20 protein-coding genes are annotated in these 20178 nt (G+C 67.6%); 10 read left to right on the forward strand and 10 right to left on the reverse strand.

The genetic code is table 11. The annotated features are described in order from the left end of the window. Positions 1-262 precede the first annotated feature (262 nt). Positions 263-913 carry a pentapeptide repeat-containing protein gene (locus tag MRBLMI13_RS06015; protein ID WP_367819752.1) on the forward strand — a complete coding sequence of 217 codons (651 nt, stop codon included), beginning with the start codon at positions 263-265 and terminating at the stop codon, positions 911-913. Here MRBLMI13_RS06015 and MRBLMI13_RS06020 read toward each other — a convergent pair. From MRBLMI13_RS06020 to MRBLMI13_RS06035, 4 genes are all read right to left on the reverse strand, one after another. Next, entirely contained in the window at positions 903-2411 is a 1509-nt protein-coding gene (locus tag MRBLMI13_RS06020) for an ATP-binding cassette domain-containing protein (protein ID WP_367819750.1), read from the reverse strand. The genes MRBLMI13_RS06015 and MRBLMI13_RS06020 overlap by 11 nt on opposite strands. After that, entirely contained in the window at positions 2408-3220 is an 813-nt protein-coding gene (locus tag MRBLMI13_RS06025; RefSeq protein ID WP_367819748.1) for an ABC transporter permease, read from the reverse strand. Before MRBLMI13_RS06025 ends, MRBLMI13_RS06020 begins: the two co-directional genes overlap by 4 nt. Continuing rightward, a complete protein-coding gene (locus tag MRBLMI13_RS06030; RefSeq protein ID WP_367819746.1) occupies positions 3217-4158 on the reverse strand; it encodes an ABC transporter permease in 942 nt (313 codons plus the stop codon). Before MRBLMI13_RS06030 ends, MRBLMI13_RS06025 begins: the two co-directional genes overlap by 4 nt. A 103-nt stretch (positions 4159-4261) precedes the next feature. Beyond that, positions 4262-5872 (reverse strand): ABC transporter substrate-binding protein, encoded by a 1611-nt coding sequence (locus MRBLMI13_RS06035; RefSeq protein WP_367819744.1) that lies wholly within the window; start codon positions 5870-5872, stop codon positions 4262-4264. A 156-nt stretch (positions 5873-6028) separates the two neighbouring features. Here MRBLMI13_RS06035 and MRBLMI13_RS06040 point away from each other — a divergent pair, with 156 nt between their 5' ends. From MRBLMI13_RS06040 to MRBLMI13_RS06070, 7 genes are all read left to right on the forward strand, one after another. Beyond that, positions 6029-6433 (forward strand): YbaB/EbfC family nucleoid-associated protein, encoded by a 405-nt coding sequence (locus MRBLMI13_RS06040; protein ID WP_309689352.1) that lies wholly within the window; start codon positions 6029-6031, stop codon positions 6431-6433. Beyond that, the gene (locus MRBLMI13_RS06045) at positions 6433-6726 is read left to right on the forward strand and encodes a WXG100 family type VII secretion target (RefSeq protein ID WP_367819742.1); all 294 of its coding nucleotides are present in this window, start codon (positions 6433-6435) and stop codon (positions 6724-6726) included. The genes MRBLMI13_RS06040 and MRBLMI13_RS06045 overlap by 1 nt, the downstream gene beginning before the upstream one ends. Before the next feature lie 40 nt (positions 6727-6766). Beyond that, positions 6767-7090 carry a hypothetical protein gene (locus MRBLMI13_RS06050; protein ID WP_367819740.1) on the forward strand — a complete coding sequence of 108 codons (324 nt, stop codon included), beginning with the start codon at positions 6767-6769 and terminating at the stop codon, positions 7088-7090. Beyond that, positions 7087-8658 carry a hypothetical protein gene (locus tag MRBLMI13_RS06055; RefSeq protein WP_367819738.1) on the forward strand — a complete coding sequence of 524 codons (1572 nt, stop codon included), beginning with the start codon at positions 7087-7089 and terminating at the stop codon, positions 8656-8658. The genes MRBLMI13_RS06050 and MRBLMI13_RS06055 overlap by 4 nt, the downstream gene beginning before the upstream one ends. Before the next feature lies 1 nt (position 8659). Further along, the gene (locus MRBLMI13_RS06060) at positions 8660-9133 is read left to right on the forward strand and encodes a hypothetical protein (RefSeq protein ID WP_079113043.1); all 474 of its coding nucleotides are present in this window, start codon (positions 8660-8662) and stop codon (positions 9131-9133) included. Between the two features lie 97 nt (positions 9134-9230). Continuing rightward, on the forward strand, positions 9231-11825 hold the full coding sequence (gene valS, locus MRBLMI13_RS06065) for a valine--tRNA ligase (RefSeq protein ID WP_367819735.1): 2595 nt from the start codon (positions 9231-9233) through the stop codon (positions 11823-11825). Beyond that, positions 11825-12040: a hypothetical protein gene (locus tag MRBLMI13_RS06070; protein WP_042540758.1), complete on the forward strand. Its 216-nt coding sequence runs from the start codon at positions 11825-11827 to the stop codon at positions 12038-12040. Before valS ends, MRBLMI13_RS06070 begins: the two co-directional genes overlap by 1 nt. Before the next feature lie 66 nt (positions 12041-12106). Here the strand turns inward: MRBLMI13_RS06070 and MRBLMI13_RS06075 are convergent, their stop codons facing one another. The 4 genes from MRBLMI13_RS06075 to tdh form a co-directional block, all read right to left on the reverse strand. Further along, positions 12107-12325: a hypothetical protein gene (locus MRBLMI13_RS06075; protein ID WP_309689365.1), complete on the reverse strand. Its 219-nt coding sequence runs from the start codon at positions 12323-12325 to the stop codon at positions 12107-12109. Continuing rightward, entirely contained in the window at positions 12322-12945 is a 624-nt protein-coding gene (locus tag MRBLMI13_RS06080) for an ArsR/SmtB family transcription factor (protein WP_309689368.1), read from the reverse strand. Before MRBLMI13_RS06080 ends, MRBLMI13_RS06075 begins: the two co-directional genes overlap by 4 nt. A gap of 74 nt (positions 12946-13019) precedes the next feature. Further along, positions 13020-14198, reverse strand: coding sequence for a glycine C-acetyltransferase (locus MRBLMI13_RS06085; RefSeq protein ID WP_367819732.1), 1179 nt, complete (start codon positions 14196-14198; stop codon positions 13020-13022). Continuing rightward, positions 14198-15241, reverse strand: coding sequence for an L-threonine 3-dehydrogenase (gene tdh, locus MRBLMI13_RS06090; protein ID WP_367819730.1), 1044 nt, complete (start codon positions 15239-15241; stop codon positions 14198-14200). The genes MRBLMI13_RS06085 and tdh overlap by 1 nt, the downstream gene beginning before the upstream one ends. Positions 15242-15322: 81 nt before the next feature. Between tdh and MRBLMI13_RS06095 the strand changes: the two genes are divergently transcribed. Then, positions 15323-16231, forward strand: a complete 909-nt coding sequence (locus MRBLMI13_RS06095; protein ID WP_042540763.1) for a LysR family transcriptional regulator — start codon at positions 15323-15325, stop codon at positions 16229-16231. Continuing rightward, the gene (locus MRBLMI13_RS06100; RefSeq protein ID WP_367819728.1) at positions 16228-18279 is read left to right on the forward strand and encodes a M3 family metallopeptidase; all 2052 of its coding nucleotides are present in this window, start codon (positions 16228-16230) and stop codon (positions 18277-18279) included. Before MRBLMI13_RS06095 ends, MRBLMI13_RS06100 begins: the two co-directional genes overlap by 4 nt. Positions 18280-18304: 25 nt before the next feature. Here the strand turns inward: MRBLMI13_RS06100 and MRBLMI13_RS06105 are convergent, their stop codons facing one another. Continuing rightward, entirely contained in the window at positions 18305-18841 is a 537-nt protein-coding gene (locus tag MRBLMI13_RS06105; RefSeq protein ID WP_367819726.1) for an NUDIX hydrolase, read from the reverse strand. Next, positions 18838-20106: an ATP-dependent Clp protease ATP-binding subunit ClpX gene (clpX, locus tag MRBLMI13_RS06110; protein WP_042540765.1), complete on the reverse strand. Its 1269-nt coding sequence runs from the start codon at positions 20104-20106 to the stop codon at positions 18838-18840. Before clpX ends, MRBLMI13_RS06105 begins: the two co-directional genes overlap by 4 nt. Positions 20107-20178: the final 72 nt, after the last annotated feature.

The following is a 20178-nucleotide window of genomic DNA, read 5'->3' on the forward strand; positions in this document are numbered from 1 at the left end:
ACGATCCGTCCGGAATCTCATCCCGGGGAACCGCGGTACCACCTCGCGTGCCGCGCCTCACGGCGGAGCCACTCTCACTGCGGCTGTGACGGGCCTGCCCCGCTCGGTTCTACTGAGTCGACCCGTGCGAGCCCGACCGTTCTTCCGAGAGCTCCCCGGTGATGTCCGGATCGATGCTCGTGTCTCCATTGTACGCGCGGCGGCGGGGGTGCGCCTCCTGAGCACTCTGGGCGCTGTCGCACCCACCCCCTACTCTCGAAGCATGGCCCGCTCCCTCGAATCCCCCGTGGCTCCCCGCGTCTCGCCGCCCGACCTTCCGCGGGAGTTCACGTCCGCCGCAGCACATCGCAGCGTCGATCTGATCGCAGCGAGTCTCGATCTCGATGGCACGGTCGACCTCGCCCATGCCTCGCTCGAGCAGTGCACGGTCGCCGCCGATGCCGACGCGGTCGACCTGACAGGTGCCACGCTCATCGACGTCGACCTCACCGGCGTGCGGATCGCATCGCTCAAGATGCGGGATGCGAGCATCCGCCGCGTGCGCATCAGTGGGGGCCGCATCGGCACGCTCGATCTGAGCAGCGCTCGCATCGACGAGCTGCTGCTCAGCGACGTGCGCATCGACTATCTCAATCTCGGGGCGGCGAAGGCCACCGACATCGAGATCCGCGACTGCGGCATCCGCACCCTCGACATGCCTCAGGCCGAACTCACGCGCGTGGGCTTCACCGGCAGTCGTTCTGACGAGGTCGACACCCGGGCGATGCGGGCCAGGCACGTCGACCTCCGCGGACTCGACGCCTCTGCGTTCCTCGATGCGAACAGCCTGCGAGGCACGACGCTCACCGGTTTCCAGGTGCAGCAGCTCGCGCCGCTGCTCGCGGCGGGGATCGGCATCCAGGTCATGGACTGACGGGCCGGTTCGCCTCGAGCAGCTCCCGGGTGAACGGATGCTGCGGCGCGGCGAACACGTCGGTGACCGCTCCCTGCTCGACGATCACGCCGTCCTGCATCACGAGCACCTCGTCGGCCACCGCGCCGACGACATCGAGGTCGTGCGACACGAAGATCATCGTCAGCTCCCGTTCGCGCTGGAGGCGCAGCAGGAGCTGCAGCACCTTCTCACGCACCGAAGGGTCGAGAGCCGATACCGGCTCGTCGAGAACCAGCACCTCGGGCTCAGCGGCGAGCGCCCGCGCGATCGCCGCGCGCTGACGCTGCCCGCCCGACAGGGCGATGGGTCTGCGGCTCGCGAGCGCCGGGTCGAGATCGACCTCGGCGAGAAGCTCCACCACTCGAGCCGTTCGCTGCTGACGAGGCACCCCCCCGGCGGCGAGCGCCTCTCTCAGCGATCTCCCGATCGTCCATCGCGGGTCGAAGGCACCGAGAGGATTCTGGTGCACGAGCTGCACCCGGTGCTGTCCGATCCACCGCAGGCCTCCGTCGTCCGCATCCTCGACGCCCACGATCATTCGCGCCAGCGTCGTCTTGCCCGATCCCGATTCCCCGACGATGCCGAGTGTGCGTCCGGCGGCCACGGAGAACGACGCGTTCTGCACCGCGACGAGATCGCCGAACGCCTTCGTGACCCCGGCGGCGACGAGCACAGGCTCGGCCGTGCCTTCACGCTCTGCACGTGGCTCGTGGATCGTGGCGGCGATGAGCTGACGGGTGTACTCGTGCTGCGGCTTCTCGAGCACCTCATCGACGGGCCCTGACTCGACGACGATGCCGTTGCGCATCACCAGCACCCGATCCGCGATCCTGCGCACGGCCGCGAAGTCGTGACTGATGAACACGATGGCGGTGCCCGCATCGGCGATGTCTCGCAACAGCCCGAGGATCCTCGCCTGCACGGTGGCATCGAGTGCGGTGGTCGGCTCGTCGGCGACGAGGACTGCGGGTTCGGCCGCGATGGCCGAGGCGATCAGCGCTCTCTGCCGGAGCCCTCCGGAGAGCTGATGCGGATACTGGCGTGCCCGCCGGGCAGCGTCGGGCATCCAGACCCGGTGCAGCAGGTCCTGCACCCGTTCGCGCAGCGCGGCCCGCCCGGTCGCGAGTCCGTGCAGACGAAGCGGCTCGGCGATCTCCGAGCCCACTCGCTGCAGCGGGTCGAGAGACACCAGCGCATCCTGCGAGACGAGTCCGATGCGGGCGCCGCGGAGGGCCCGCCACCTGCGTTCGCCGAGACGGGCGGCGTCCGTCCCGTCGACGACGAGTCGATCGAACGCCACGTGGGCACCCTGCGGAGCGAGTCCCAGCAGAGCCCTCGCCGTCAGGGTCTTGCCGGCCCCGGACTCTCCGACGATCGCCACGCATTCACCTCGCTCGACCGACAGCGACACACCGCTCACCACGGGCGTCCCTCCGAAGTCGACGCGCAGGCCGACGAGTTCGAGCGCGGCGGTCATGACGTCAGCCCCTCTGCTCTGGCTCGCAGCACACGACCGACGATCGTGGCCGAGATGACGGTGATCGTGATCGCAATGCCGGGGAAGACGGCGATCCACCAGGCCTGACCGAGCACGTTGCGTCCGCCGGCGAGCATCAGTCCCCATTCCGGCGTCGGCTCCGATGGCCCGAGACCGAGGAAGCTGAGTCCGGCCGCGGCGAGGATGCTCGATCCGATGCCGATCGTCGCCAGGACGCTGAGCGACCCGAGCACGCCGGGCACGACGTGCCTCACGAAGGCGGGCACAGGGCGCACCCCGAGGATGCGGGCGGCCTCGACATGCTCTGCGCCGCGCAGCGTGCGCGTCTGCACGCGCGCGAGGCGGATGTAGACGGGTACGGCGGCGAGGGTGACGGCGATCGCGATGTTCACGGGACCCGGCCCCAGCACCGCCACCACCACGAGCGCGACCAGGAACTCGGGGAAGGCCATCAGCACGTCGTTCACCCGCATGAGTGCGGCGTCGACGCCCCGGGGAGCGAGCCCGGCCAGAGACCCGACGATGAGTCCGACCGCGAGGGCGACGCCCGTGGCGAGCAGTCCGATGCCGATCGAGCGCCCGGCTCCGTAGACCACCCGTGAGAAGACATCGCGCCCGCTCTGGTCGGTGCCGAAGAGGTGGTCTGCGCTCGGCGGCAGCAGCGAAGCCCGCACGTCCGTCTGCAGGGGATCGTGCGTGGCGAGCACCCCGGGGAACACCGCGGCGAAGGCGAGCACGAGAAGCACCGCCGTGGCGCCCCACAGCAGCACGGCCTGCGCCCGCCTCACCGCACGCCTCCTCGGTCGATGCGCAGACGAGGATCGATGAGCGGGTGCAGCAGCTCGACCACGAGGTTGACGACCACGAAGACGAGGGCACTGAGCAGGATGATGCCGGTGATAACCGGCAGATCACGATTGGTGATGGCGGCGAGAGTCACCCGACCGAGACCTGCTCTGGCGAACACCGTCTCGACGAGGACCGCTCCTCCGAGCACGGATCCGGTCAGGTACGCGGCGAGCGTCACCGCATTCGCCGCGCCGTGTCTGAGGCCGTGCCGCAGAGTGAACCAGGACGCGCTCGCACCCCGCGCACGCACGGTCTCGGCGAACGGCATCCGCTCGGCCTGGGCGAGGCCGTCGCGCAGCACCTGGCTGAGCAGAGCAGCCACCGGCAGGGCGAGCGTGATAGCGGGCAGCACGATCGTCGCCGGGTTGCGTGCACCGGACACGGGGAACCAGCCGAGTCCGAACGCGAAGACGCTGAGCAGGATCAGGCCGATCCAGAAGACGGGTGAAGAGAGGATGGCGAGTTCGACTGCCGCGGCGACGGTGCGCCCGGCGCGCCCTCGCACGAGCAGCGCGACGGCGAAGGCGAGCACCACGGCCATGAGCAGCGCCAGCGCGGAGAGCTGCAGCGTGGAACCCAGCTGGCGGCCGATGACCTCGACCACCGGCATCCGCAGTTGATACGACTCGCCGAGGTCTCCTCGCGCGAGCTGCCCGATGAACGTGACGTACTGCTCGAGTGGAGGACGGTCGAGTCCCAGTTCCGCCCGGATGCCGTCTTTGACCTCATCGCTCACCTGCGCCTGGGGCCCGAGCATGACGGAGACCGGATCGCCCGGGATCACCCGGAACGCGAGGAACACCAGCGTCGCCGCACCCCAGAGGACGATCACGACGGATGCCGCGAGTCCGGCGACCCGGGTGAGCGCTGCCTTCACCGTTGACGCCCTCTCGACGGATCCTGAGCGCCCCTCGGCTCACGGCGCGCGCTCACGAACGATATCGCAGTGCGCGAGCGAGGGGCGCTCGATGATTCGGGTGTCAGCCGACGCTCACGTCGTAGAACAGCGGACGACCGTAGAGGTCGTACGCGAGCCCGTCCACCCGCTCGCCGACAGCCGTGATCGCCGACGGGCTGTAGAGCGGGACGATCGCGGTGTAGTCGGCGTTCCACTCCTGCAGCTGGGTGTAGATCTCGTTGCGCTGATCCTGATCGTTCGACGCGACGGCCTGCTCGAGCAGCGCATCGATCTCGGGATCGGTGACCTGCGAGGCGTTCTGGAACCCCTCGGTGTGCAGGTGCGCGCGGAGGAAGTCCGGGTCGACGCCCGAGAATCCCCAGTCGGTGAGGTCGAAGGTCTTCGGCTCGTACTGCTCGTTGTAGGCGCCGGGCTCGAGCGTCTCGCGGACGACCTCGAAGCCGATGGTCTTGAGATCCGACTGGATGGCGTTCGCGAGAGCAGCGCGGTCGTCGGGGACCGGAGTCCATGCGATCCACCGCGCGGAGAGGCGCTCGCCGTCCTTCATGCGGATGCCGTCGGAGTCGCGCTCCGTCCATCCGGCCTCGTCGAGAAGCGTGTTCGCCGCGTCCGCGTCGAACGGTCGGGCGCCCTCCAGCGAGGCGTCGTAACCGGGAGTCGTGGAGCCGAGCACGCTCCAGGCGCGAGGGAATTGTCCGAAGAAGATCTCCTCGACGGCCGCGTCGACATCGATGCCCAACGCGAACGCCTGGCGCACCTTCTCGTCGGCGAAGACGCCGTACTTCTCGTTGAGGTACAGGGAGTAGGGCAGGCCCGGGTATTCGATCGAATCGACCGTGATGCCGTCGCCGAGGTCACCCGCGAGGTTCGGCGGGATGTTGCTCGCGAGGTCGGCCTCGCCGCTCTCGATGACGCCCGTGCGCACGGATGCCTCGGGCTGGATCTCGACCCGCAGCGTCTCGACCTTCGGTGCCTTCTCGCCGTGCGGCCCCCAGGCGTAGTCGTCGTTGCGCGTGTAGACGATCTCCTGATCGGGTGTGTACTCGCTCAGTTCGAACGGTCCTGTTCCGACGGTGATCCCCGGGCCGCCCGCCTTGAGCTGGTCGGCGGACTCCTCCAGCACGGCCGGCGAGTAGAAGCCGAGCTGCGGCGTGCTCGTCGCCTGAAGGAACGGCGCGTACGGCTGGGTGAAGCTCACCTTCACCGTGTGCTCGTCGACGACCTCGGTGCCCTCGTAGAAGTCGGCCCCCATCATGCTGGCCGCCTGCGCGGATTCCGTCTCGGGATCGACGATGCGATCGAAGTTCGCCTTGACCGCTTCCGCGTCGAACGGCTCGCCGTCGGTGAACGTGACGTCGTCACGCAGCATGAACGTGTACTCGGTGCTGTCGTCCGAGACCTTCCAGTCCTTCGCGAGCCAGGGCACGAACGAACCGTCATCCTCCTGGAAGACCAGGGAGTCGAGCACCGCGCGCTGCACCATGCCCGAGACGTCGAGCTGACTCACCTGCGGGTCCATGTGCCCCGCTGAGAGGTTCGCACCCTCGATCGACCAGACGAGCTCACCGCCGTCGGACTCGGACGAGGGCGCAGCGCAGGAGCTGAGCAGGAGTGCGCTCACGGCGACGGTCGCGCCGAGCGGGATGGCACGGCGCAGGAAGGAGATAGGCATGCTGTTCCTCGGGAGGGAATGCGGGAGATGACGCGGATGCATCAGTTCTTGGACTCGATCCAATTCTAGATCCTCCGCGGTGACACGGGCGTCGTGGGACCTTCATACCGTCATCGCTCCCTCATATACTGCGATGACACCGGAGGAGGGGGAACAGTGTCGTCCGAAGAACTCGCTGACACGATCGCCGCAGTGAACGCGAAGATCGATGCCCAGATCACGCAGTCCCGACAGCTGGCCCAGGAGTCGGCCAGACTCGAGACGGAGGCGTCGCAGACCATGGCGACGGTCACGTCGGCGGACGGCCGAGTGACGATCACCGCGCGGCCGACCGGGGCCATCGAGTCGGTGAGACTGCAGTCAGGCGCGGCCGCAGATCTGGCATCCCTCGGCGTCACGATCACCGAGACGATCGCGAGGGCGCAGCGGGTCGCGGCGGAGAGGGTGCTCGTCTCGATGGAGCAGACCCTCGGGGCCGACTCCCCTCTCGTGGCCGCGGTGCGCCAGGATGTCGACACCGCGTTCCCGCAGGTCGGCGGCAGCACGATCGAGTACCGCTGATGGGCGTCATCGAGGTCAATCCGGCGCAGGTGGCGAAGGCCGCCAAGGCCATCAGCGTCGCGTCACGCAACATCGACGCCGGCCTGGAGGAGCTCACCGCGCACGCGACGATTCTGCGTCGCTCGTGGTCGGGAGACGCGCAATCGGCGTTCGACGCCGCACAGGAGCGATTCGACGGCAACATGCGTGAGCGAACGGGGCTCGTCATGGCCGTCTCCGATCTGCTCGGCGAACTCGCGACCCAGTACTCGGACGCCGACCTCGCCGGTCAGCGCGTCCTCGGCGGCAGCTGACGTCGGACAGACATCACATCATCGGGGGGAACCGATCATCATGACCGCATCCAATCAGCAGATCGTGATCGACGAGGACGAGCTCCGCGCGCACGTGCGGGTGCTCACCGCAGCGGCCGAGCTGCTCGGCTCCGCCGCCACGACAGCCGCCGGAGGTGTGGGGCAGCCGGCGTTCGGCGCGATGTGCGGCCCCTTGCTCGGGCCCGCGGTCGACGCGCTCGCGGATGCCTCCGAGTCGACGCTCGCTGCAGCGACGACTCTCGCCGACGCGACGGCGACCGGCCTCAAGGGGATCGTCGATGCGTTCGGCGCGATCGAAGACGGCGCCGTCACCTCGTTCCGCGCCATCGAGGGAGAGCTGTGAGCGCCGTCGCAAGCATCAGCAGCCAGGTGCGCTCCGGTTCGTGGGCGGCGGGAGCACCCGGGTACAGCGCCTCGCAGGCCGACTGCGCGAGCATCCCCGGCATCGCCGGCATGCTCATGCAGTACATCGCCCCGCTGCGGGAGTGGTTCGACGATCTCCTCGGCGACCCCGGCACCGTCGGCGGGTTCGCCTCGCGCTGGGAGGGCGCAGAGAGCTCGCTCCGCCGAGTGGTCGAGACGCTCCGCGATGCCGAGCCCCGGCTGGCCGAGCTCGACGGCCGCACGGTCCGCGCGCTGCGGGCCCGGTACGGCGACCTGCTGTCCGTCGCTGAGGATGCCGCCCAGTGGACCGGAGCCACGGCGAGCGCGGTGCGCCTGGTCAGCCAGATCATCGAGTCGACACGAGTGCTGATCTGCGACTTCCTCGGTCGCCTGAGCCGCTTCGCCGACGATCTGTTCCGCTTCAGCCTCAATCCCCTGCAGAAGCTCGAGGACATCCAGCGGTTCGCCGAGTCCGCAGCCGAGTTCGTCAGCACCGCCGGCGCGCTGGTCAAGAGTCTCACCGGCGCCGTCGTGTCTCTTGCGCAGCTCCTCTACAAGCTCGTGCCGCTCGTCGGCGACGCGCTGGCCACCCTCCGCGATGTCCTCGCCGACATGCTGCCGCTGGTCGGCGGACTCACCGGCGGGCCGCTCGGACTGGTGTTCGGCAACGTCCTCCACGACTTCTTGACCGGTGACGCGCGGGTCCGCGAGATCGATCCGTCGACGTTGAACGAGGATCAACTGGCCGCATGGAACGACGCTCATGAGGTCACCTCGCTCGACTCGCTGTCGGATCTCGTGTCGGTGAACGGCACGACCGACGCGATGGGCGGGGAGAGCTCCACGGCGATCGACATCAAAGAGGTCGTCGGTCCCGACGGCTCGACGCACTGGGTCGTGTCGCTCCCGTCGACACAGGCCTGGGAGTTCGGCCCCTCGAGCGGCGCGATGAACGACCGGGACAACAACCTCGCGCTGATGCTCGACAACCCGCTCTTCCGCACGCAGTACGAGCGCGCGGTGCTGGATGCGATGCAGCAGGCGGGGATCCCCGCGGGATCCGACGTCGTGCTGACCGGCTTCAGCCAGGGCGGCATCATGGCGGCGAACCTCGCCGCGGACTCGTCCTTCCCGTACAACCCGATCGGGGTCGTGACGAACGGCTCCCCCGTCGACAACTTCCACGTGCCGCCGAACGTGCCGGTCTACGCGTTCCAGCACGCGACAGACGTCGTGCCGATGCTGGATGGGAGCCTCGTCGGCGTTCCCGGGCTGCCGGGCCAGTCCCCGTTCGACATCCCGAACACCCCGGTGACCGTGCTCCCGCCGAACATCCACCAGATCACGCTCCCGGACCCGGATGGGGCACACGGGTTCGGAGCACACAACAACCCGAAGTATGCGACGTCCGTGGCAGAGTGGGAAGCCGCCTATCGCGATGCCAACGGCGGAACGGATCCTTGGGACCTCGCCGGTCTCGGCGGCACAGTGGTCGATCACCAGGTATACCAAGGAGTGGAACGCTGATATGAGCATCACCGGCCGTGCGCGAGCCACTCGGGGAGCCGTCGCACTCGCGCTCGCGGCGATGATGCTCGCACTGAGCGGGTGCGGCCCGCTTCTGAAGGAGACCTCCGACGGGGACTTCGCCGAGACGATTCCCGCAGCGCTGATGGATTCAGAGATCGGCGTCACCGATGCCTACGCTGCGAAGACGATCTCCGGGTTCACCTTCTATCTGAGCGTGGGCGTCGATCTCGACCACGAAGACGCCTCCGCCGATGATCTGGCGGGCATCCTGAGGATCGTCCTCGAGCACAACGACGTGCCCAGCGACGAGATCGACCTCGGCGTCGACGGAAGTGATGGCGAATCGATCGACCTCGAGGCGTTGGTGCGGAGCATCTCGCCGGACCTGGAGATCGCGTCGAGCACCTACGGCGACATCCAGGTGACGAACGACCAGGCAGCCGCGATCGTCGAGGCCGTCTGGGGCGAGTGAGGGGCTCCCCTCCGGTTCGGGGCGATTAGACTGTGGGGCACAACCCACACTCAGGCACGCTCACACAGTGCCGCATACATCGCTCGAGGAGACCTCAATGTCCGTGATTCCCGACAAGCCCGTACTCGAAGGTCTCGAAGCGAAGTGGGGTGAGTCGTGGTCGGAGCAGGGAACCTACCTGTTCGACCGACTCCGCGCCGCACAGTCCGGCCGCGAGGGTGTGTACTCGATCGACACTCCCCCGCCGACCGCATCCGGCAGCCTGCACATCGGCCACGTGTTCTCGTACACGCACACCGACGTCAAGGCGCGCTTCGAGCGCATGCGCGGCAAGAACGTGTTCTACCCGATGGGCTGGGACGACAACGGCCTTCCCACCGAGCGTCGGGTGCAGAACTACTACGGCGTGCGCTGCGACCCCTCGCTTCCCTACCAGGACGACTTCACACCGCCGTTCGAGGGCGGCGACAACAAGTCCAGCCGCGCCGCCGACCAGGTGCCGATCAGCCGACGCAACTTCATCGAGCTCTGCGAGCGTCTGACGATCGAAGACGAGAAGCAGTTCGAGGCGCTGTTCCGCCAGCTCGGTCTCTCGGTCGACTGGACCCAGACGTACCGCACGATCTCGGACGACACGATCCGCCAGAGCCAGCTCGCGTTCCTGCGCAACCTCGAGCGCGGCGAGGCCTACCAGTCGCTCGCACCGACCCTGTGGGACATCGACTTCCGCTCGGCGATCGCGCAGGCCGAACTCGAGGATCGCGACCAGCAGGCCGCTTATCACACCATCGATTTCCCCTTCGCCGACGGATCCGGCTCGATCACGATCGAGACCACCCGCCCCGAGCTGCTGCCGGCGTGCATCGCGATCGTGACCCACCCCGAGGGCCCGCACAAGCACCTGATCGGCACGAAGGTGCGCACGCCGTTCTTCGGCGCCGAGATCGAGATCCACGGACACCACCTCGCACAGCCCGACAAGGGCACGGGAGCCGCGATGGTCTGCACCTTCGGCGACGTGACCGACATCATCTGGTGGCGTGAGCTGCGCACAGCCGCGGGCGACCACCTCCCGAACATGACGACGATCGGTCTCGACGGCCGGTTCCTCCCCACCGCCCCGTCGATCGTGGCCGACGCTGAGGCGATCGACTGGTACCAGGCCGAGCTCGCCGGCAAGACGGTGTTCTCGGCCCGCAAGGCCATCGTCGAGAAGCTGCAGGAGACCGGCGACATGACGGCGGTCGGCAAGCCGTTCAACCACGCGGTGAAGTTCTTCGAGAAGGGCGACCGCCCGCTCGAGATCGTCTCGACCCGCCAGTGGTACATCCGCAACGGCGCGCGTGACACGAAGCTGCGCGACGAGCTGCTCGAGCGCGGCACCCAGCTGGCGTGGCACCCGGACTTCATGCGCGTGCGCTACGAGAACTGGGTCGGCGGCCTGACCGGCGACTGGCTCGTGTCACGCCAGCGCTTCTTCGGCGTGCCGATCCCGCTCTGGTACGGACTCGATGAGAACGGCGAGCGCGACTACGACCGGGTGATCGCTCCCGACCACGCGAGCCTTCCCATCGACCCGACGACCGACGTCCCCGCGGGCTACACCGAGGACCAGCGCGGTGCGGCCGGCGGATTCGAGGCCGAAGCCGACATCCTCGACACCTGGGCGACCTCGTCGCTCACTCCGCAGCTCGCCGGCGGATGGCAGCGCGACGAGGAGCTGTGGCAGCTCACCGCTCCGTTCGACCTGCGCCCCCAGGGCCAGGACATCATCCGCACCTGGCTCTTCTCGACCATGCTGCGATCGACTCTCGAGGACTCCCGATCGCCGTGGCGCAACGCCGCCATCTCGGGCTTCATCGTCGACCCCGACCGCAAGAAGATGTCGAAGTCCAAGGGCAACGTGGTGACTCCGGCGGACATCCTCGAGACCCACGGATCGGATGCGGTGCGCTATTGGGCCGCGTCGAGCCGCCTGGGCATGGATGCCGCCTTCGACCCGCAGAACCCGACGCAGGTCAAGATCGGCCGCCGTCTGGCGATCAAGGTGCTGAACGCCGCGAAGTTCGTGCTGTCGTTCCCCGTACCGGAGGGCGCTCAGGTCACCCACGCGCTCGATGCATCGATGCTCACCGGCCTGGACGCCGTGATCGAGGAGGCGACGAAGGCGTTCGAGAACTACGACCAGGCCAAGGCGCTCGAAGTGACCGAGGCGTTTTTCTGGACGTTCTGCGACGACTACCTCGAGCTCGTCAAGGAGCGCGCCTACAACCAGAACGACGTGGGTCAGGCATCCGCCGCTCTCGCGCTGCGTCTGGCACTGTCGACGCTCCTGCGCCTGCTCGCCCCGATCATCTCGTTCGCGACCGAAGAAGTGTGGTCGTGGTTCGAAGAAGGCTCGGTGCACACCGCGGCGTGGCCTGAAGCACTCGGCATCGAGGGCGATACGGCCGTGCTGTCGGCCGCGAGCGAGGCGCTGATCGGCATCCGCCGCGCCAAGACCGAGGCCAAGGCATCGCAGAAGACTCCGGTCTCCCGCGCCGCGATCGCCGCTCCCGCCGTCAAGCTCGAGGCGCTCCGCGCCGCGGCCGACGACCTCCGGGCAGTGGGACGCATCGCCGAACTCGAGTTCACCGAGGCCGACGAGTTCGCGGTCACCGCGATCGAGCTCGCGCCGGTCGAGGGCGCCTGATGCAGCTGGGCACGAGGTGGGCCACCGGTTCCGAGCCACCGGCATCCGTTCCCGCCGCGCTCCGGCCGGCGATCGCCGAGGTCGAATCGCGCGGTCTCTCCGGGCACTGGACGCTCACGTGGCTCGAAGGCCGCGCGATCGCAGAGCTCGATGCGGGCTGGGAGGTCTTCCAGACCGGGTCCGGCGATGTGGTCGCCCGGCCCTTCGAGGACTGAGCGGTCTCTGCTGACGAAGCCCCCTGTCCGCGTCTGCGGCAGGGGGCTTCGCCGTGCCTGAGGCTGTCAGCGCCGCGATATCCCCATCTGTGCGAGCAGATGGTCGGCGGCGTGGGGATCCTGCCGTCCGGCCTGGCGTTGGCGGAGGAGGCGCAGATCGAGCGCCCTCTTCTCGGCACGTCGCTCGATGCGATGCTCGACGAAGGCCGTGAGTCTTCCCGCGAGGCCGAGCAGCTTGCGCTCGGCACGCGTCGGGACGACGAGGTGGATGGTCGCGCTGGTCATGACTCCTCCGTGCTCTGGTCAGCGGCATCGGAGAGCACCGGACCCGACGCCGCGAGGTCGAACAGCTCAGTGCGCAGAGACACGCGACGTACGTCCGGTCCTGTCTGGCCGCGATAGCGCTCCACCGCTCCGTCGATGACGGCCATGAGCTCGTCTTTGAGATCCTCCATCTGCGCGGGGGTCATCTCGAGAAGCGTCGTCGCGATCAGGCCCGCATCCTTCCATCCCTCGGGGACTTCCGTGTCCGGACGGTTCACATAGGCCATCAGGGTCTCGTGACGGAGGCGGAAGAACTCGGACGAGACGATCTGAGCAGCAGCGCGGTTCGCCGGCGACATGCTCTGGCTCGGACCGGGGATGTCGATGCGCCCCTGCGGCAGCTCCCACCATCGCTCCCGAGCCGTGCCGCGTCCCTCGACCTCGTGGATCAGATCATGCGCCGAGAGGGTGCGCAGGTGGTAGCTGGTCGACCCCGAGGTCTCCCCCAGCATCGAGGCGAGCGAACTCGCCGTCTGCGGCCCGTGAGCGCTGAGGAGATCGAAGATCCTCACACGCAGCGGGTGCGCGAGGGCTTTGAGTGCCCCCGCGTCGAGCCGCCGCAACTGCTGTTCTTCTTCCATACCTGCGAAGATACTCTTGCAAAGAGTTCTTTGCAAGCAAACTTTTGCAAAGGACTCTTTGCTGACGGAGGGTGTCAGTTCACGGCGGCCCGCGCTGAGACGAACGCCGCCACACACCGCTCGATGTGCGCAGTCGTATGCGCGGCCGACAGCTGCACTCGGATCCTCGCCAGTCCTCTGGGGACTACAGGGAAGCTGAACGCCGTCACGTAGATCCCCTGCGCCTGCATCTCGGTCGCGATGCGTGCCGTGAGAGCCGCATCACCGAACATCACGGGGACGATCGGATGCTCTCCCGGCAGCAGATCGAAACCCTCCGCGGTCATCCGCTCACGGAACAGTGCCGCGTTGTCGCGCAGACGCGCACGGAGATCGGCCGAACCCTCGACGAGATCGAGCGCGGTGAGGGTTCCGGCGACGATGGCGGGGGCGAGCGTGTTCGAGAACAGATACGGACGCGAACGCTGACGCAGCAGGGCGACGATGTCGGCATGCGAGGCGACATAGCCACCGGATGCTCCACCCAGCGCCTTCCCGAACGTGCCCGTATAGATGTCGACGCGATCGGCGACACCGCAGAGTTCCGGCGTTCCTCGTCCGTTCTCCCCTACGAAGCCGACCGCGTGCGAGTCGTCGACGAACACCAGGGCGTCGTGGCGATCCGCGAGGTCGCAGATCTCGGCGAGCGGCGCGATGTAGCCGTCCATCGAGAACACACCGTCGGTGACGATCACCCGGAAGCGTGCATCGGATGCCGCCTGCAGCTGCGCTTCGAGATCCGCCATGTCACGATTGCGGTAGCGAAGCCGACGCGCCTTCGAGAGACGGATCCCGTCGATGATCGACGCGTGATTGAGTTCGTCCGAGATGATCGCGTCCTCAGCACTGAAGAGCGTCTCGAACACTCCTCCGTTCGCGTCGAAGCATGACGAGTAGAGGATCGAGTCGTCGGTGCCGAGGAACCCCGCGAGTCGTCGCTCGAGCTCCAGATGCTGTTCCTGCGTACCGCAGATGAAGCGGACGCTGGCGAGCCCGTAGCCCCACTCCTGCAGTGCCGCAGTGGCGGCATCCAGGATCCGCGGGTCGTCGGCGAGACCGAGGTAGTTGTTCGCGCAGAAATTGAGCACCTCTGCGCCGTCGGCGGTGATCTCGGCGTTCTGCGGCCCGCGGATGCCTCGTTCGTGCTTCGTGAGGCCCGCAGCCTCGATCCCGGCGAGCTCGTCAGCCACATGCTTCTGGAATGTCCCGTACATCACAGCTCCGTCCAATCGAGGATGATCTTTCCCGTGCCGGCGGACTCGGCCGCGGCAAAGCCCTGTTCCCAGTCCCTGGCGGGGATCACATCCGCGATCACCCGTCCGATCGAGTCGCGCAGCGTCGCACTCGTCTGCAGCATGGCACCCATCGCGTTCCACGTCTCGAACATCTCGCGTCCGTAGATCCCCTTGATCGTGAGCATGTGCGTGACGAGCTTGCCCCAGTCGATCTCGAATCCGGTGCTGGGCAGTCCGAGCATCGCGATCCGGCCGCCATGGTTCATGTTGTCGATCATCGCCGGGAGCGCCGACGCCGCGCCGCTCATCTCGAAGCCGATGTCGAATCCCTCGCGCAGACCGAGCGCCTGCTGGGCATCTCGGATCTCGCGGGCCGAGACGTCGACGACCTCGTCCGCGCCCATGAGACGCGCCATCTCGAGGCGAGGCGCGCTCACATCCGTCGCCGCGATGAAGCGGGCTCCGGCGTGCCGAGCGACGGCGATCGCCATGAGGCCGATCGGACCGCACCCTGTCACGAGCACATCCTCGCCCACGAGCGGGAACGTGAGCGCCGTGTGCACGGCGTTGCCGAGAGGATCGAAGATCGCGCCGAGCTCCGGCGCCACGTCGGCGTGATGCACCCAGACGTTCACGGCGGGCAACGCCAGGAACTCGGCGAAGGCGCCGTCGCGTTGCAGTCCGAGGCCGATCGTGCGGATGCACATCTGGCGGCGTCCTGCGCGGCAATTGCGGCACGTGCCGCACACGATATGCCCCTCGCCCGACACTCGATCGCCCACAGCGATGTCGTGGACGAGCGGACCGACCTCGACGACCTCGCCGTAGAACTCGTGACCGGGGATGAGTGGGGCATCGATGGCGGATGCAGCCCAGTCGTCCCAGCGACGGATATGCAGGTCGGTGCCGCAGATCCCCGTGCGCAGCACGCGGATCACGACCTCGTCGGGCGCCGCAGTGGGCTCGGGACGATCCACGAGCTCGAGTCCGGCGGCGCGTTCGGCTTTGAACAATGCCTTCATGTGTCGATCTGATCGCATTCGACCATGTAGAACAATCGGCAAGTTCTGCATAGACCCTGTAGCAAATACTAATCTGAAGGGATGGAACTCCATCAGCTGCAGATCCTGAGAGAGCTCGGCGCTCTGGGGAGCGTCACCGCCGTCGCCGAGACGCTCAACGTCACCCCGTCTGCCGTGTCACAGCATCTGGCAGCCCTGCAACGGAGCTTCCGCACACCGCTCACGCGCAAAGACGGCCGTCGCCTCACGTTGACCGCAGCCGGGCAGGCGCTTGCGGCAGCGGGCGCCGAGGCGATAGACGCGATGGCCGCAGCGCGCAGCGCGCTGGACGACTTCGAGAACGACAGCACCGGCGTGGTCACGATCAGCGGATTCCACAGCGTCGGGCAGGCGCTCTTCGGGTCGCTGATCCGTGAACTCGACGACTCCCCCGCGCCGCCGACCGTGCAGCTCACCGACGAGGATGTGGCGCAGAGCGAGTTCCCCGCTCTCGCAGCCCGGTACGACCTCGTGCTCGCGCACCGCATGGAGCATTCGCCGCCGTGGCCGACAGACGGGGTGCGCAGCCTGGCGCTCGTTCGAGAACCGCTGGACGTCGCCGTCTCGTCTTCCCACCCTCTCGCCACCCGCGCACAGGTGACGTCCTTCGACGTCATCGACAGCCCCTGGGTCACGAGTCGCATCGGATACTCGCCCGACGATGTGCTGCGCGCCGTCTCAGCCGTCGCCGGGCGTCCCGTCGAGATCCGCCACCGGATCAACGACTACGGTGCGGTCGCCGCGGTCATCGCTGCGGGCGGGGTCCTCGGGATGCTGCCGCGCTATACGTCCCGCACCGTCGACGACCGTGACATCGTGCGGCTTCCGCTGCGGGGAGTCAGCACCCACCGGATGATCGACGTGCTCGCCAGGCCGGAGAACCTGAGACGACAATCCGTGCGCGTCGTCGTCGACGCCCTGCAGCGGGTGATGGCTAGGCTCAGAGGATGACCGACGCCTCGAACCCTCTGCTTCAGCCGTCTGCACTCCCCTACGGGCTCCCCGATTTCGCGGCGATCACGCCCGAGCACTACCTGCCCGCGTTCCAGGCGGCGTTCGACGAGCATCTCCAGGAGATCTCTCGGATCACCATGGTGCGATCGATGCCCACCTTCGAGAACACGATCGAGGCGCTGGAGCGCTCCGGAGAACTGCTCGACCGCGTCGCACACACCTTCTACACCGTCACATCGGCCGACGCGACGCCCGAGATCCAGAAGATCGACGAGCAGCTCGCTCCGCTCATGGCGGCGCATCAGGATGCCATCACTCTCGACGGGGCGCTGTACTGGCGCGTCCAGCAGGTGCATGCGCGCCTGGATGACCTCGAGCTCGACGATGAGCAGCGGTACCTCGTCGAGCGGCACCATCGCGAGATGACCCACGCAGGTGCGGCCCTCGACGACGACGCGAAGAGCCGGCTCACCGCACTGAATCAGCAGCTGTCGACGCTGAGCAACACCTTCGAGCGCAACCTGCTCAACGACACGAACGATCTCGCCGTGGTGTTCGACTCCTCCGACGAACTCGACGGTCTCAGCAGTGGGGAGCTCTCCGCCGCAGCTCGTGCGGCGAGCGATCGAGGCCTCGACGGACGGTTCGTCATCACTCTCCCGTTGTTCACCGGGCATCCGTATCTCGCTCAGCTCCGCGACCGCGAGTCCCGCCGCCGCATCATGGCGGCCTCACGGTCGCGGGCGACCCGCCCCAACGCGAACGACAACCGGCCGGTGCTCACGGAGATCGTCCGCCTGCGCGCCGAGCGCGCAGCGCTGCTGGGCTACGACTCGCATGCCGGCTACGTCACCGCAGACGAGACGGCCGGCAGCCCTGCGGCTGTAGAGCGGATGCTGCGCGAGCTCGCCGCGCCGTCTGCGCGGAACGCCCGTGCAGAGCGCGAAACCCTGCAGTCGATCGTCGACGAGACGGAGGCCGCATCCTTCACGGTCGAGGCGCACGACTGGGCGTTCTACACCGAGAAGGTGCGCACTGCCCGCTATGCGATCGACACGAGCGCGCTGCGCCCGTGGTTCGAGGCCGAACGGGTGCTGCAGGACGGGGTGTTCTTCGCGGCCACACAGCTCTACGGGGTGACGTTCGCAGAGCGGCACGACCTCCGGGCCTACCACCCGGGTGCTCGCGTGTTCGAGGTCAGCGATGCCGACGGCAGCGCGGTGGGCCTGTACGTGCTCGACCTCTACACGCGCGACTCGAAGCGCGGTGGCGCGTGGATGAACCCCATCGTCAGCCAGTCGCGCCTCCGAGGGACGCTGCCCGTCGTCGTCAACAACCTCAATGTCCCGCTTCCCGGTGACGGCGAGCCGACCCTGCTCACTCTCGACGAGGTGACGACGCTGTTCCACGAGTTCGGGCACGCACTGCACGGTCTGTTCGCCGTCGTCACCTACCCGCACTTCGCCGGCACGAACGTCTTCCGCGACTTCGTCGAGTTCCCGAGCCAGGTCAATGAGATGTGGATCCTCTGGCCCGAGGTCCTCGACAACTACGCGCGTCACTACGAGACCGGCGAACCGCTCGAGCCTGCGATCGTCGAACGCCTCCGCGCCACCGAGACGTTCGATCAGGGGCACGCGACGAGCGAGTACCTCGCGGCGGCGTGGCTCGATCAGGCGTGGCATCGCATGGACACGAAGGCCGTCGTCGACGACGTGGCCGAGTTCGAGGCGGCCGCGCTCGCCGACATCGGACTCGACGATCCCGTCGTGCCGACCCGCTACTCGTCGACCTACTTCGCGCATGTCTTCTCGGGCGGATACAGCGCCGGCTACTACTCCTACATCTGGAGCGAGGTGCTCGACGCCGACACGGTCGACTGGTTCCGCGAGAACGGCGGACTCACGCGCGAGAACGGCGACCGGTTCCGCGCCCGTCTCCTCGGCGTGGGTGGCTCCAAGGATCCGCTCGACGCATACCGCGAGTTCCGCGGCCGGGATGCCGAGATCGCGCCGCTGCTGAAGCGCCGCGGCCTCGAAGCATGAGAGAGTCGCGCGCCGCCTCCTGACGTCAGCGGTCGAGATGCTCCATCGCCTTGTACCAGGTGAGCTGATGGTAGCTCTGCGAGAGAAGCTCGCCGAGGGTGTCGAGAGGGACTGTGTGCACGGCGATCGCCTCGCTGTCATCGAGCGACTGCTCGGCGACGCGCACGCAGCCTCGGGCGAGGAAGTGATGCACCCGGTTGGTGTGGTTGCCGAAGTTGGCCCAGGTGGCTCCGAGACCGATCATCTCCTCGGCCTCGTACCCGGTCTCCTCGCGCAGCTCTCTGACCGCGGCTGCGTCCGGCGATTCGCCAGCCTCCACGCCGCCGCCGATCGTGCCGACCGCGACGATCCCGGCTCCGTGTCGGTACTCTTCGACGACGATCGCGTGGCCCTCTCGGTCGAGGGCCAGCACCGAGATCCAGTCCCCGTACTCGAGCACGTAATACGGCGCGATGGTCCGCTGACGCTCATCGACGCAGTCGTCCGCGCGCACGCGGATCCAGCGATCGGCATGCACCAGCTCGCTGCCGACCACTCGCCAGGGCGAGGGAACCGAACTCACGCGCTCTTGCGCTTGCGCTCCATCACGATCGTCGGCGCAGCGCCTTCGTCGACGGCCGCCTGGGTGACGATGACCTTCGCCACGTCTTCGGCCGAGGGGATCTCGAACATGATCGGCCCGAGCACATCTTCGAGGATCGCACGGAGTCCGCGAGCGCCGGTCTTGCGTTCGACGGCGAGGTCGGCGATCGAGCGCAGCGCCTCTGTTTCGAACTCGAGCTGAACGCCGTCGAGCTCGAACATGCGCTGGTACTGCTTGACGAGTGCGTTGCGAGGTCCCGTGAGAATGTCGATGAGCGCACTCTGGTCGAGCGGCGAGACCGAGGTCACGACGGGAAGACGACCGATGAACTCGGGGATCAGACCGAACTTGTGCAGGTCCTCCGGCAGTACCTCGCTGAAGAGATCGAGATCCTTGCCCTTGTCGTGCAGCGGGGCGCCGAAGCCGATGCCGTGCTTGCCGACGCGTGCCGACACGATGTCCTCGAGGCCGGCGAACGCGCCCGCGACGATGAACAGCACGTTCGACGTGTCGATCTGGAGGAACTCCTGGTGGGGGTGCTTACGCCCGCCCTGAGGAGGCACCGATGCCACAGTGCCCTCGATGATCTTCAGAAGAGCCTGTTGCACGCCCTCGCCAGAGACGTCGCGGGTGATCGACGGGTTCTCGGCCTTGCGGGCGATCTTGTCGACCTCGTCGATGTAGATGATTCCCTGCTCCGCGCGCTTGACGTCGTAGTCGGCGGCCTGGATGAGCTTGAGGAGGATGTTCTCGACGTCTTCACCGACGTAGCCGGCTTCGGTGAGCGCTGTGGCGTCTGCGACGGCGAAGGGCACGTTCAGTCGCTTCGCGAGCGTCTGCGCCAGGTAGGTCTTGCCGCAGCCCGTCGGGCCGATGAGCAGGATGTTGCTCTTCGCGATCTCGACGCTCTCGGCCTTCTGCTCGGCCGTCTGAAGGGTCCCGTGCGCACGGATTCGCTTGTAGTGGTTGTACACCGCGACGGCCAGAGCCTTCTTCGCGGGCTCCTGCCCGACGACGTACTCCTCGAGGAAGGAGAAGATCTCACGCGGCTTGGGCAGTTCGAAGTCCGCCGTGCCGTCGGCGGAGGACTCCGCCATCCGCTCCTCGATGATCTCGTTGCACAGCTCGACGCACTCGTCGCAGATGTACACACCGGGTCCTGCGATGAGCTGCTGCACCTGCTTCTGACTCTTTCCGCAGAATGAGCACTTGAACAGGTCAGCGCTTTCGCCGATACGGGCCATGCGCGTCCTCCTAGGGGGATCCTGAGATCGTCTACTGAGCCTAACCGCTGCATCCGACACCGGGACGCATTG

The organism is Microbacterium sp. LMI13-1-1.1, from assembly GCF_040815625.1.
GTDB classification, from domain to species: domain Bacteria; phylum Actinomycetota; class Actinomycetes; order Actinomycetales; family Microbacteriaceae; genus Microbacterium; species Microbacterium forte.

What these genes read in the sequence shown, in the direction of transcription:
- MRBLMI13_RS06015 (WP_367819752.1), top strand. Translation starts at nt 263, where the DNA reads ATGGCCCGCTCCCTCGAATCCCCCGTGGCTCCCCGCGTCTCGCCGCCC.
- MRBLMI13_RS06020 (WP_367819750.1), bottom strand. Translation starts at nt 2,411, where the DNA reads ATGACCGCCGCGCTCGAACTCGTCGGCCTGCGCGTCGACTTCGGAGGG.
- MRBLMI13_RS06035 (WP_367819744.1), bottom strand. Translation starts at nt 5,872, where the DNA reads ATGCCTATCTCCTTCCTGCGCCGTGCCATCCCGCTCGGCGCGACCGTC.
- MRBLMI13_RS06045 (WP_367819742.1), top strand. Translation starts at nt 6,433, where the DNA reads ATGGGCGTCATCGAGGTCAATCCGGCGCAGGTGGCGAAGGCCGCCAAG.
- MRBLMI13_RS06050 (WP_367819740.1), top strand. Translation starts at nt 6,767, where the DNA reads ATGACCGCATCCAATCAGCAGATCGTGATCGACGAGGACGAGCTCCGC.
- MRBLMI13_RS06060 (WP_079113043.1), top strand. Translation starts at nt 8,660, where the DNA reads ATGAGCATCACCGGCCGTGCGCGAGCCACTCGGGGAGCCGTCGCACTC.
- valS (WP_367819735.1), top strand. Translation starts at nt 9,231, where the DNA reads ATGTCCGTGATTCCCGACAAGCCCGTACTCGAAGGTCTCGAAGCGAAG.
- MRBLMI13_RS06070 (WP_042540758.1), top strand. Translation starts at nt 11,825, where the DNA reads ATGCAGCTGGGCACGAGGTGGGCCACCGGTTCCGAGCCACCGGCATCC.
- MRBLMI13_RS06075 (WP_309689365.1), bottom strand. Translation starts at nt 12,325, where the DNA reads ATGACCAGCGCGACCATCCACCTCGTCGTCCCGACGCGTGCCGAGCGC.
- MRBLMI13_RS06080 (WP_309689368.1), bottom strand. Translation starts at nt 12,945, where the DNA reads ATGGAAGAAGAACAGCAGTTGCGGCGGCTCGACGCGGGGGCACTCAAA.
- MRBLMI13_RS06085 (WP_367819732.1), bottom strand. Translation starts at nt 14,198, where the DNA reads ATGTACGGGACATTCCAGAAGCATGTGGCTGACGAGCTCGCCGGGATC.
- tdh (WP_367819730.1), bottom strand. Translation starts at nt 15,241, where the DNA reads ATGAAGGCATTGTTCAAAGCCGAACGCGCCGCCGGACTCGAGCTCGTG.
- MRBLMI13_RS06095 (WP_042540763.1), top strand. Translation starts at nt 15,323, where the DNA reads ATGGAACTCCATCAGCTGCAGATCCTGAGAGAGCTCGGCGCTCTGGGG.
- MRBLMI13_RS06100 (WP_367819728.1), top strand. Translation starts at nt 16,228, where the DNA reads ATGACCGACGCCTCGAACCCTCTGCTTCAGCCGTCTGCACTCCCCTAC.
- clpX (WP_042540765.1), bottom strand. Translation starts at nt 20,106, where the DNA reads ATGGCCCGTATCGGCGAAAGCGCTGACCTGTTCAAGTGCTCATTCTGC.